General features: G+C 76.3%; 2 protein-coding genes. Both read right to left on the bottom strand.

Annotated features, from left to right (window positions below; translation table 11 throughout):
* Positions 1-2,004: type I polyketide synthase (locus LPU43_RS00845; RefSeq protein ID WP_229397818.1), on the bottom strand; the 2,004-nt coding region annotated here is incomplete at its 3' end.
* Positions 2,005-2,050: 46 nt separating this feature from the next.
* On the bottom strand, positions 2,051-13,276 hold the full coding sequence (locus LPU43_RS00840; protein WP_444543564.1) for a type I polyketide synthase: 11,226 nt from the start codon (positions 13,274-13,276) through the stop codon (positions 2,051-2,053).
* Positions 13,277-13,281 lie beyond the last annotated feature (5 nt).

Raw genomic sequence — 13,281 nt, 5'->3', positions numbered from 1 at the left:
CGCGGCGGTGACCTCACCGATCGAGTGCCCGCCGACGAGGTCCGGCGTCACGCCGAAGGACTCCACGAGCCGGAACAGCGCCACCTCGACGGCGAACAGGCCCGCCTGGGTGAACACCGTCTGGTCCAGCAACTCCGCCTCCGGCGTGCCCGCCTCCGCGAACAGCACCGCCCTCAACGGCCTCGGCAGCGCGCGGTCCAGATGCGCGCACACCTCGTCCAACGCCGACGCGAAGACGGGGAACTCGGCGTACAGCTCCCGGCCCATGCCGGCACGCTGCGCGCCCTGCCCGGAGAACAGGACCGCGAGGTGGCCGCGCCCGGCACCCGTACCGGAGACGACGTTGCCGGCCGGCGAGCCGGCGGCCAGGGCGCGCAGCCCGGCCAGCAGGTCGCCGGGGTCGGCGGCGGCGACCACCGCGCGGTGGTCGAGGGCGGACCGGGCGACCACGGAGGAGTACGCGACGTCGAGCGGGCGGGCGTCGGGGTCGTCGGCGAGCCGGGCGGCCCAGCGACCGGCCTGGGCGGCGAGGGCGGCGGCGGAGCGGGCGGAGAGCAGCACCGGCACGACCGGGCGGTCGGCCGTCGGCGACTCCTTCTCGGCGTCCTCCGCCGCCGGGGCCTGCTCGACGATGGCGTGCGCGTTGGTGCCGGAGACCCCGAACGACGACACGGCGGCCCGGCGCGGCCGGTCCACGGCGGGCCACGGGGTGGCCTCGGTGGCCAGCGCGACGGCCCCGGCCGCCCAGTCGACGTGCGGGGACGGCTCGGCGGCGTGCAGGGTGGGCGGGACGGTGCCGTGCTGGATGGCCAGCACCATCTTGATCACCCCGGCGACGCCGGCGGCGGCCTGGGTGTGGCCGAGGTTGGACTTGACCGACCCGAGCAGCAGCGGGGCGGCCTCGCCCCGGTCCTGCCCGTACGTGGCGATGAGCGCCTGCGCCTCGATCGGGTCGCCGAGCCGGGTGCCGGTGGCGTGCGCCTCCACCACGTCGACGTCGGCCGCGGTGAGCCGGGCGTTGGCGAGGGCCTGCCGGATGACCCGCACCTGGGAGGGGCCGTGCGGGGCGCTCAGGCCGTTGGACGCGCCGTCGGAGTTGACGGCGCTGCCGGGGATCACGGCGAGGACGGGGTACCCGTGGCGGCGGGCGTCGGAGAGGCGGGCGAGCAGCAGCATGCCGGCGCCCTCCGACCAGGAGGTGCCGTCGGCGGCGGCGGAGAACGCCTTGCACCGGCCGTCGGGGGCGAGGCCGCGCTGGCGGCTGAAGCCGACGAAGACCGCCGGGGTCGGCATGACGGTCACGCCGCCGGCCAGGGCCAGCTCGCAGTCGCCGTTGCGCAGCCCCTGCGCGGCCAGGTGGATCGCCACGAGGGAGGAGGAGCAGGCGGTGTCGACGGTGACCGCCGGGCCCTCCAGCCCGAGGGTGTACGCGACCCGCCCGGAGATGACGCTGGTGGCGTTGCCGGTGAGCAGGTGCCCCTCGCCGTTCTCGCCGGTGGCCTGCGCGATCACCGCCTCGTAGCCGTGCGCGGACGCCCCGACGAAGACCCCGGTGCGGCTGCCGCGCAGCGCCGGCAGCGGCAGCCCGGCCCGCTCGAACGCCTCCCAGGACGTCTCCAGCAGCAGCCGCTGCTGCGGGTCCATCGCCAGGGCCTCACGGGGGCTGATGCCGAACAGGTCGGCGTCGAAGTCCCCCGCCCCGTAGACGAAGCCGCCCTCGGAGACGTAGCTGGTGCCCGGGTGGTCGGGATCCGGGTGGAACAGCCGGTCGAGATCCCAGCCCCGGTCGGCGGGGAACGGGCCGATGCCGTCGCCGCCGTCGCGCACGAGTCGCCACAGCGCCTCGGGCGAGTCGACGCCGCCCGGGTACCGGCAGCTCATCGCCACGATGGCGACGGGTTCGCCGTCGCGGGCCTCCAGCTCGCGCAGCCGACGCCGGGTGCGCCGCAGCTCCGAGGTCGTACGCTTCAGGTACTCGACGTACTTCTCGTCCTCGTTGCTCACCGTGGACCCACCTCACTCGGCTTGCCGTGGTCTGTGCGGCCGGTCGTCACGACGTCTCCAGCTCGCGGTCGATCAGGTCGAAGATGTTCTCGGCGGTGGCCGACTCGAGGTCGTCGTCGCCGTCGGCGCCGGCCTGCCGGTCGGCGAGCCGGTCCAGCAGGCCGTGCAGCCGGTCGGTGATCCGGCGGAACTCGTCGTCGGCCGGGTCGAGCCGGTCCAGCGCCGCCTCCAGGCGGTCGAGTTCCCCGCCGACGCCCGCCGCCCGGTCGGTCGCCGGTTCGGCGGAGCGGAACTGCGTCGCCAGGTACGCGGCGAGCGCCGCCGGCGTCGGGTGGTCGAAGACCAGCGTCGCGGGCAGCCGCAGCCCGGTGGCGGCCCCGACCCGGTTGCGCAGCTCGACGGCGGTGAGCGAGTCGAAGCCGAGTTCCCGGAACGCCCGGGTCGGCTCGATGTCGGCCGGGTCGCCACGGCCGAGGACCACGGCGACGTGCGCCAGCACCAGGTCGCGCAGGGCGCGTTCCCGCTTCTCGGCGGCCAGGCCGCGCAGGGTGTCGACGAACGCCTGCCCGCCGGCGGTCCCGGCGGCGACGGCCCGGCGGCCGGCGGGTCGGACCAGGGCCGCGAGCAGCGGGTGGTGCGGCGCGCCGTTCGCGGCCAGGTTCATCTTCGCGGGCATCAGCACCGCCCGCTCCGAGCGCCACGCCGCGTCGAACAGGGCGAGGGCCTCGTCGTTGCCGAGCGCCACCAGCCCGCTGCGCTCCAGCCGCCGCCGGTCCACGGCGTCGAGGTGCCCGGTGATGCCGCTGGCCTGCGCCCACAGGCCCCAGACCAGGGAGACCGCCGGCAGGCCGAGGGCCCGCCGGTGCCCGGCGAGGGCGTCGAGGAACGCGTTGCCGGCGGCGTAGTTGCCCTGGCCGGGCCCGCCGAACACTCCGGCGGCGGCGGAGTAGAGCACGAACGCGGTCAGCTCGTGGCCGAGCGTGGCCCGGTGCAGGTTCCAGGCGGCGTCGACCTTGGGCCGCAGCACCGCGTCGAGGCGGTCCGGGGTCATCGACTCGACGGTGACGTCGTCGGTGACCCCGGCGGTGTGCACGACGGCGCGCAGCGGGTGCCGGGCGTCCACCATCGACAGCACGTCGGCCACGGCGTCCGGGTCTGCCAGGTCGGCGGCGACGATCGACACGTCCGCGCCGAGGGCCTTGAGGTCGGCCAGCAGCTCGTCCGCGCCCGCCGCGTCGGGGCCGCGCCGGCTGACCAGCAGCAGGTGCCGGGCCCCGTGCGTGGCGACCAGGTGCCGGCAGAGCAGCCCGCCGAGGGCGCCGGTCGCGCCGGAGACCAGGACGGTGCCGTCGAGCCTCGGCGGCTGGGGGATGGTCAGGGTCAGCTTGCCGACGTGCCGGGCCTGGCTGAGGAAGCGGAACGCCTCGGGGGCCTGCCGGACGTCCCAGGTGCGCCGGGGCAGCGGTTGCAGCGCGCCGACGGCGAAGAGCGCCATCAGCTCGGCCAGCATCCCCGCGATCGTGTCCGGGCCGGCCACCATCAGGTCGAAGACCTGGTAGCTGACGCCGGGGTGCGCGGCGGCGACCCGCCGGGGGTCCCGCTGGTCGGTCTTGCCCATCTCCACGAACCGGCCGCCCGGGGCGAGCAGCCGCAGCGACGCGTCCACGAACTCGCCGCTGAGCGCGTTGAGCACCACGTCGACGCCGCGCCCGCCGGTGCGGTCGCGGAACGTCCCCGCGAAGTCGAGGGTGCGCGAGGAGGCGATGTGGGCGTCGTCGAAGCCGGTGGCCCGCAGCGCCGGCCACTTGCCGGGGCTGGCCGTGCCGTAGACCTCCGCGCCGAGGTGGCGGGCGATCTGCACGGCGGCCATGCCGACGCCGCCGGCGGCCGAGTGCACCAGCACCGACTCCCCGGCCGTCAGCCCGCCCAGCTCGACCAGCCCGTACCAGGCGGTCAGGAAGACCACCGGCACGGCCGCCGCCTCCGCGTACGACCAGCCGTCGGGGATGCGGGTGAGCATCCGGTGGTCGGTGACGGCCACGGAGGAGAACGAGCCGGCGACGACGCCCATGACCCGGTCGCCGGGCGCGAGGCCGGTGACGCCGGGGCCGACCCGGAGCACCACGCCCGCGCCCTCGCTGCCCAGCACCTCCTGGTCGGGGACCATGCCGAGGGCCAGCACCACGTCGCGGAAGTTGAGCCCGGAGGCGCGCATCTCGACCACGACGTGCCCCTCGGGCACCTCGTCGCCGTCCGCCACGGGCACGGGCAGCAGGGCCAGGTTCTCCAGCGTGCCCTTCTCGGTGACGTCGAGCCGCCACGGCGTCTCGTCGCCGGGCGGCGACAGCACACCGGCGTCGCGGGCCCGGACGAGCCGCAGCGCCGCCACGGCGCCGTCGCGGACCGCGAGCTGCGGCTCGCCGGAGCCGACCGCCGCCGCGACGGCGGCGAGGGAGGTGGCGGCGTCGTCGGTGTCGAGCAGCGTGAACCGGCCGGGGTGCTCGGACTGCGCCGAGCGGACCAGCCCCCACAGGGCGGCGCGGGCCAGGTCGCGCGGGGTCTCGCCGGGCGCGGCGGCGACCGCGCCCCGGGTGTGCAGGACCAGCCGGGCCGAATCCAGGCGCGGTTCGGCGAGCCACCGCCGCAGCAGCGCCAGGCCGTCCCGGGCCGCGTCGTGCGCGTCCGCGCCGACCCGGTCCGGGTCCGTCTCCTCCCCGCCCCGGGCCGCGTCCGCGCCGGTCCAGGCCGCGTCCGCGCCGGGCCGCAGGTCCACCACCACATCCGGTACGTCGCCGTCGTCGTCGAGCGCCGCGACCAGCGCCGACAGGTCGGCGTGGCCGGTCACCGGGTGCCCGGCGGCGGCCAGCGCGGCGGCCAGCCCGAGGGGGTCGTCGCCGAGCAGCGCCCAGCGCGTCCCGCCCCCGGCCGCCGCGTCGCCCGTTGCCAGCGGCGTCCAGTCCAGGTGGAACAGCGAGGTGCGGCGCAGCGCGGCGGCCTCGTCGGCGCGGCCGGCGGCGACCTGCCGGAACGTCAGCGACTCGACGGTGGCGACCGGCTGACCGGCCGGGTCGGCCAGGGTGACGGCCACCGTGTCCGGGGCGAGCGAGCGCAGCCGCACCCGCAGCCGGGACGCGCCGTGGGCGTGCAGGGTGGCCGCGCGGAAGGCGAACGGCAGGCCGCCGCTGCCGGTGGCGTCCGCGCCGAGCAGCCCGGAGGGGCCGGTGGCCTGGAGGGCGGCGTCGAACAGGGCCGGGTGCAGGCCGAACCGAGACGCGTCGGCGGCGACCTCGTCGGGCAGCGCCACCTCCGCGTACACCTCGTCGTCGCGACGCCACACCCGGCGCAGGCCCTGGAAGGCCGGGCCGTAGGCGAGGCCGCGCTCGGCCGTCCGCGCGTACCAGGCGTCCAGGTCGTCGATTTCGACCGCGCCGGCCGGCGGCCACTCCCCCGCCACCACCTCGGGGGTGGGCAGCCCCGGCAGGAGCAGCCCCTCCGCGTGCCGGGTCCACTCCGCGTCGGCGCTCTCCTCGGGGCGCGAGTGCACGGTGACAGTCCGCTCGCCGGTGTCGCCGGGCGGGCCGACGCGCACCTGCACCTGGACGGCGCCGGTGGCCGGCAGCACGAGCGGGCTGATCAGGGCCAGGTCGCCGACCTGGCCGGCGTCGACCTCGTCGCCCGCGCGGATCACCATGTCCATCAGCGCGGTGCCGGGGACGACCGCCGCCCCGCCCACGACGTGGTCGGCCAGCCACCGGTGGGTGCGCGCGGAGAGCCGCCCGGTGAGCACAACCGTCTGGTCGTCGGCGACCGGTACGGCCGCGCTGAGCAGCGGGTGCCCGGCGTCGGAGAGGCCGGCGGCGGCGACGTCCCGCACCCGGTCGGCGGGGGCCTGGAGCCAGTACCGCGCCCGGTCGAAGGCGTACGTGGGCAGGTCGACGGTGGGTGCCGGGGTGAGGACCGCCGTCAGCTCCACGGGCAGGCCCACCGCGTGCGCGGCCGCCAGGCTCGTCAGCAACCGGGTCGGGTCGTCCTCACCCCGCCGCAGACTCCCCAACACGTGCCCGGTCGCGCCGAGGTCGTCCAGGATCGCCGTGACCGGCATGCTCAACACCGGATGCGCCGACACCTCCACGAACGTCGTGTGCCCGGCCGCGACCGCCGTACGGACGGCGGCGTCGAACCGCACCGGATTCCGCAGGTTCTCGAACCAGTACCCGCCGTCCATGCCGGTTGGCTCGGCCCACTCCCCCGTCAGGGTGGACACCAACGGCGTGTGACCGGCCTTCGGTTGCAGGCCCGCCAGGTCGGTCAGCATCCGCTCCCGGATCGCCTCCACGGCAGGCGAGTGCGACGCGTAGTTGAACCGGATCGGCCGCGCCCGCACCCCCTCGCCCTTGAACCCCTCCACCAGCTCGCCGACCTGCGCGGGCGGGCCGGAGACCACCACCGACGCCGGACCGTTCACCACACCCACGACCACGTCCGGATGACCGGTCAGGCGGGCCTGCACCTCGGCGGCGGGCAGATCCACCGCCGCCATCGCCCCCGAACCGGCCAGGGTCGCCAGGGCACGAGCCCGCAACGCCACCGCCCGCGCAGCATCATCGAGGGACAACACCCCGGCCGCGCAAGCCGCCGCGATCTCCCCCTGCGAATGACCGATCATCGCCGCCGGAGCCACACCGGCAGCCCGCCACACCTCGACCAGCGACACACCGATGGCGAACAACACCGGCTGAAGGATCTCCACCCGGTCCAACCACGACTCGTCATCCCCGGTCAACACCGACACGAGATCCACGTCCAAGAACGGGGCGAACGCCCGCTGACACTCTGCCAACCTGGCGTCGAACACCCCACACCGACCCACCAGGCCGGCCGCCATTCGCACCGACTGACCACCCTGACCCGGAAACACGAACACCACGCCCGAACCTCCGTCCACGGCCGCTCCGGTGACCACGTTCCCCGCCGGTTCGCCCGCCGCCACCGCGTCCAGGCCGGACAGCAGCTCCTCCGGGGTCTCGCCGACCACGGCGGCCCGGTGCTCGAAGGTCGACCGGGTGGTGGCCAGGGACCAGGCGACGGCCGCCAGGTCGAGGTCGCCGCGCTCGCGGAGGTGCCGGGCCAGCCGCGCCGCCTGCCCGGACAGCGCCGCCTTCGACCGCGCCGACACCGGCCACACCACCGCGCCCGAGGCCACCAGGCCGCCGCCGTCCACCAGGTCAGCGCCGTCGACGGCCTCGTCGGTCGGGGGCAGGTCGTCGGCCTGCTCGACGATCATGTGGGCGTTCGTCCCGGAGACGCCGAACGAGGAGACCGCCGCCCGGCGGGGCCGGTCCACCGCCGGCCACGACCGCGCCTCGGTCGCCAGCTCCACCGCCCCGGCCGACCAGTCGACGTGCGGCGACGGCGCGTCCACGTGCAGCGTCGCGGGAACGACGCCCTCCCGCATCGCGAGGACCATCTTGATCACGCTCACGACGCCGGCAGCGGCCTGCGTGTGCCCGATGTTCGACTTCACCGAGCCGAGCAACAGCGGCGTGTCCCGGTCCTGCCCGTACGTGGCGAGCAGCGCCTGCGCCTCGATCGGGTCACCCAACGTCGTACCCGTGCCGTGCGCCTCCACCACGTCCACATCCGCCGGGGAGAGCCGCGCGTCGGCCAGCGCCGCCCGGATCACCCGCTGCTGCGACGGCCCGTTCGGCGCGGTCAGCCCGTTCGACGCGCCGTCCTGGTTCACCGCCGAGCCACGCACCAGCGCCAGCACGGTGTGGCCGTTGCGGCGGGCGTCGGAGAGCCGCTCCAGCAGCAGCATGCCCGCGCCCTCGCCCCAGCCGGTCCCGTCGGCCGCCGCCGCGAACGCCTTGACGCGCCCGTCGGGGGCCATGCCGCGCTGCCGGGAGAACTCCACGAACAGGCCCGGCGTGGCCATCACCGTCGCGCCGCCGGACAGCGCCAGCTCGCACTCGCCGGCCCGCAGCGCCTGCACGGCCAGGTGCAGCGCGACCAGGGACGACGAGCAGGCCGTGTCGACGGAGACCGCCGGGCCCTCCAGCCCCAGCGCATACGCCACCCGGCCGGACAGCACGCTCGCCGCGTTGCCCGTGCCGCCGAATCCCTCCACCTGGTCGCCGGCCACCACCAGCAGGGAGCGGTAGTCCTGGCCGTTGGTGCCGACGAACACCCCGGTCCGCGAGCCGCGCAGCGACCCGGGGACGATCCCGGCCCGTTCGAGGGCCTCCCAGGACGTCTCCAGGATCAGCCGCTGCTGCGGGTCCATGGCGAGGGCCTCGCGGGGGCTGATCTCGAAGAAGCCCGGGTCGAAGTCCGCCGCGTCGTAGACGAACGCGCCCTTGTCCGTATACGTGGTGCCGATCTTTTCCGGGTCGGGGTCGACGAGCCGGTCGAGGTCCCAGCCCCGGTCGGTGGGGAACTCGCCGAGGGTGTCCACGCCGTCGGCGACGAGCCGCCACAGGTGTTCCGGTGCGGTGACGCCGCCCGGGAAGCGGCAGGCCATCGACACGATGGCGATCGGCTCGTCGGCGTCCACGGCGGACGGGGCGACGGCCTCGGCGGTCGTCGGGGCGTCGCCGAGCAGCCCGGCGAGCAGGAACCGGGCCAGTACCACCGGGGTGGGGTGGTCGAAGACGAGGGTGATGGGCAGCGGCTGGCCGATCGCGGCGACGAGCCGGTTGCGCAGCTCGACGGCGGTCAGCGAGTCGAAGCCGAGGTCCCGGAACGCGGTGGTGGCCCGGATGGCGGCGGCGTCGTCGTGGCCGAGCACGTCGGCGGCGAGGTCGCGGACCAGGTCGGTGAGGGTCTCCTCCCGCCGCGCCGCAGTCGACGCGGCCAGCTCGCGGCGCAGGGTCGCGGCGGGGCCGTCGTCGCCGTCGTCGAGGGGCGCGCCGCCGTCGAGGGCGGCCTTCGCCTCCGGTACGCCCTCCAGCAGCGGCCGACGCCGGGCGGAGGCGTACGCGGGGGCGAACCGGGACCAGTCGACGTCGGCGACGATGAGGGCGACGTCGCCGTGGTCGAGGGCCTGCACCAGGGCGCTCATGGCGACGGCGGGGTCCATCTCGGGCACGCCCCGGTCGCGCAGCTTCCGCGCGGAGTCGGCCGTGTTCATGCCGCCCTCGGACCACGGGCCCCAGGCGACGGCGGTGCCGGCCCGCCCGTCGGCGCGCCGCTGCGCCACGAGCGCGTCGAGGTACGCGTTGCCGGCGGCGTACCCGGCCTGGCCGGCGCTGCCCCAGGTGGCGGCGATGGAGGAGTAGACGACGAACGCGTCGAGTTCGGCGTCGGCGAGGAGTTCGTGCAGGTGCGCCGCCCCGACGGTCTTGCCGGCGGTCACCTCGGCCAGCTCGGTCGGGGTGACCGCCATGAGCGGGGTGGTCTGGGCGACGCCGGCGGTGTGCACGACGACGCGTACCGGTGGGCCGTCGGCCTGGACCCGGTCGAGCAGGGCGGCAACGGCGGCCCGGTCGGCGATGTCGCAGGCGGCGACGGTGACCCGGGGGCCGAGGTCGCGCAGCTCGCCGGCCAGTTCGGCGGCGCCGGGCGCGTCGGGGCCGCGCCGGCTGACCAGTACGACGTGTTCCGCGCCGGCCGTGGCGAGCCAGCGGGCGGCGCGGGCGCCGAGCCCGCCGGTGCCGCCGGTGACGAGCGCGGTTCCGGTGGGCGCGAAGCGCCGCGCCGGGGGCCGGTCGCCGAGCGGGGCGCGGACCAGGCGGCGGACGAAGACGCCGGGGGCGCGTACCGCGAGCTGGTCCTCCCCGGTCGTCCCGGCGAGGACGGCGGTGAGCCGGCCGGCGGCGCGGGCGTCGAGGCCGGGCGGCAGGTCGACCAGGCCGCCCCAGCGGTGGGGGGCCTCGACGCCGACGACCCGGCCGAGCCCCCAGATCGCGGCCTGGCCGGGGTCGGCGAGCCGGTCGTACGACGCGGCGGCGACCGCTCCCCGGGTGATCAGCCACAGCGGCGCGGCGAGTTCGGCGTCGCCGAGCGCCTGCGCCAGGGCGAGGGTGGGGGCCAGGCCGGGCAGGGCTGCCCCCGCGCCGGCCGGTGGCTCCCCGGCGGGATCGGTTCGGGGTTCCCAGGCGAGCAGGGAGACCACTCCGGCGACGTCCGCGCCGGTCAGAGCGGCGGCGAGCGCGGCCCGGTCGGCGTCGGGCGCGACGGTCAGCGGCAGCAGGTCCGCCCCCGCGTCGGTGAGGGCGGCCCGGAGGGCGCGGACCGCCGGGTCGTCGTCCGCATCGGCGGGCAGCGCCAGCAGCCAGGTGCCGGCGAGGCGGGCGGCGGCGGGCTCGGGGGCCACCTGCCAGTCGATCCTGTAGCGCCAGCCGTCGAGGAGGGAGTGCTCCTGACGCTGGCGTCGCCAGCCGGCGAGGGCGGGGAGCAGGGTACGCAGCGACTCGACGGCCTCGGCGTCGTCGACGGCGAGGGTGTCGCGCAGGGCGTCGAGGTCGGCGCGTTCGACGGCGTCCCAGAAGCGGTGGTCGAGCAGGCCGGCACCGGTGACCGGGACGGCGGGCTCCTCGGCGGGCACCCAGTGGTGCTGCCGCTCGAACGCGTACGTGGGCAGGTCGACGAGGCGACCGGCGCGGCCGGCGAACGCGGGCCGCCAGTCGACGGCGACGCCCCGGGTGTGCACCTCGGCGAGGGCGCGGTGGAAGCGGCCGAGGCCGCCCTCCCCGCGTCGCAGGCTCCCGGTGACGGTGACCCCGGCCGGGTCGGCCGCGACCGCCTCCACCGACTCCTGCACCGCCATCGTCAACACCGGATGCGCACTCACCTCGATGAAGGTGCTGTAGCCGGCCGAGACCAGGGCCCGCACCGCCTCGTCGAACCGCACCGTCTGCCGCAGATTCCGATACCAGTAGTCCGCGCCCAGACCCGACGTGTCCAGCCAGTCCCCGTCCACGGTCGACCAGAACCGCACCCCACCGGCCTGCGGACGCAGCCCGGCCAACAACTCCACCAACTGCTCACGCAACGGCTCCACATGCGCCGAGTGGGAGGCGTAATCCACGGGAACCCGCCGCACCCGCACCTCACGGGCCTCATAGAGCGCGACAAGCTCGTCCAAGGCAGCGACGTCACCGGAGACCACGACAGACGTCGGCCCGTTCACCGCCGCCAGCGCGACCCGCCCGTCCCAGCGCCCGATCGTGGCGGTGGCTTCGTCGGCGGTCGTCGCCACCGACACCATCCCGCCGTCCCCGGCGATCCCAGCAATCACCCGGGAACGCAACGCCACCACCGCCGCCGCGTCGCCCAGGCTCAACGCACCGGCAACACACGCCGCCGCGATCTCCCCCTGCGAGTGCCCGATCACCGCAGACGGACGCACCCCGTACGACTCCCACAACGCCGCCAGGGACACCCCCACCGCGAACAGAACCGGCTGCACCACGTCCACCCGGTCGAGGGACGCCGCACCCGGCACACCACGCACCACGTCCAGCAGCGACCAGTCCACGAACGGCGTCAACGCCCGCCCGCACTCCGCCAGCCTCTCCGCGAACACCGGGGCCGTGTCGAGCAGCTCGGCGGCCATGCCCACCCACTGTGAACCCTGACCCGGGAACACGAACGCCACCTCGCCCGGAGTGCCGACGGCACCGGAGACGACCTCGGTCCCCGGCCGGCCCTCGGCCAGCGCCGTCAGTCCCGCGACCAACTCGGCTCGGTCGGCGGCGAGGACCACCGCGCGGTGGTCCAGGGGCGAGCGGGAGACCACCGAGGTCCAGGCCACGTCGGCCGGGCCCGCGTCGGCGTGCTCGGCGACGTACCGGGACCAGCGCTCGGCCTGCCGGCGCAGCGCCGCGCGGGTGCGCCCGGTGAGCAGGACCGGCGCGGGGGCGGGCGGTTCCGCCGCCTCGGCCTCGACCTCGGCCTGTTCGGGCTGTTCGAGGACGAGGTGGGTGTTGGTGCCGCTCATGCCGAACGAGGAGACGGCGGCCCGGCGGGGCCGGTCCGCAGCCGGCCACGGCGTCGGCTGGGTGACCAGCGCGACCGCGCCGGCGGCCCAGTCGACGTGCGGAGTCGGGGCGTCGACGTGCAGGGTCGGCGGGACGACGCCGTGCCGCATGGCGAGGACCATCTTGATGATCCCGGCGACGCCGGAGGCGGCCTGGGTGTGCCCGATGTTCGACTTGATCGAGCCGAGCAGCAGGGGCCGGTCGCGCTCCTGCCCGTACGTGGCCAGGAGCGCCTGCGCCTCGATCGGGTCGCCGAGGGTGGTGCCGGTGCCGTGCGCCTCGACCACGTCGACCATGTCGGGGGTGAGCTTCGCACCGGCGAGGGCCTGCCGGATGACCCGCTGCTGGGCGGGCCCGTTGGGCGCGGTGAGCCCGTTGGACGCGCCGTCCTGGTTGACGGCGGAGCTGCGGATGATGCCGAGCACCCGGTGGCCGTTGCGGCGCGCGTCGGAGAGGCGTTCGAGGAGCAGCAGGCCGACGCCCTCGGCCCAGCCGGTGCCGTCGGCGGCGGCGGCGAACGACTTGCACCGCCCGTCGGCGGCGAGGCCGCGCTGCCGGGAGAACTCGACGAACGGGCCGGGGGTGGCCATCACCGTGGCCCCGCCGACGACGGCGAGGCCACATTCGCGTTCGCGCAGGGCCTGGCAGGCGAGGTGGACGGCGACGGAGGACGACGAGCAGGCGGTGTCGACGGTCAGCGCGGGCCCCTCCAGCCCGAACGTGTAGGCGATGCGGCCGGAGACGACGCTGGCCGCGGTGCCGGTGAGGACGTAGCCCTCGACGCCGGGGGCGCGGTGCAGCACGGCGGCGTAGTCCTGGCCGGAGGTGCCCACGAAGACGCCGGTGCGGCTGCCGCGCAGCGACAGGGGGGCGACGCCGGCGCGCTCGAACAGCTCCCAGGTGACCTCCAGCAGCAGCCGCTGCTGCGGGTCCATGGCGACCGCCTCGCGGGGCGAGACGCCGAACAGCGCGGCGTCGAACTGCCCGGCGTCGGCGAGGAACCCGCCGGAGGCCGCGTACGAGGTGCCGGGGTTGTCCGGGTCGGGGTGGTGCAGCCGGTCGAGGTCCCAGCCCCGGTCGGTGGGGAAGTCGCCCATGGCGTCGCCGCCCGTCGAGACGAACCGCCACAGCTCCTCGGGCGAGTCGATGCCACCCGGGTAGCGGCAGCTCATCGACACGATGGCGACCGGCTCGGACTCCTCGGCGGTGACCTCACGCAGCCGCTGGCGGGTCTGGTGCAGTTCGGCGACGACGCGCGTCAGGTACTCGCGGAGCCGCTCCTCGTCCGACACGGTCG

Origin of the sequence: Micromonospora okii, assembly GCF_020884795.1 — a bacterium.
In the GTDB taxonomy this organism is placed as follows: Bacteria; Actinomycetota; Actinomycetes; order Mycobacteriales; family Micromonosporaceae; genus Micromonospora; species Micromonospora okii.
Note: the sequence above shows the minus strand (reverse complement) of the source record. Positions and strands in the feature narration are given on the sequence as shown.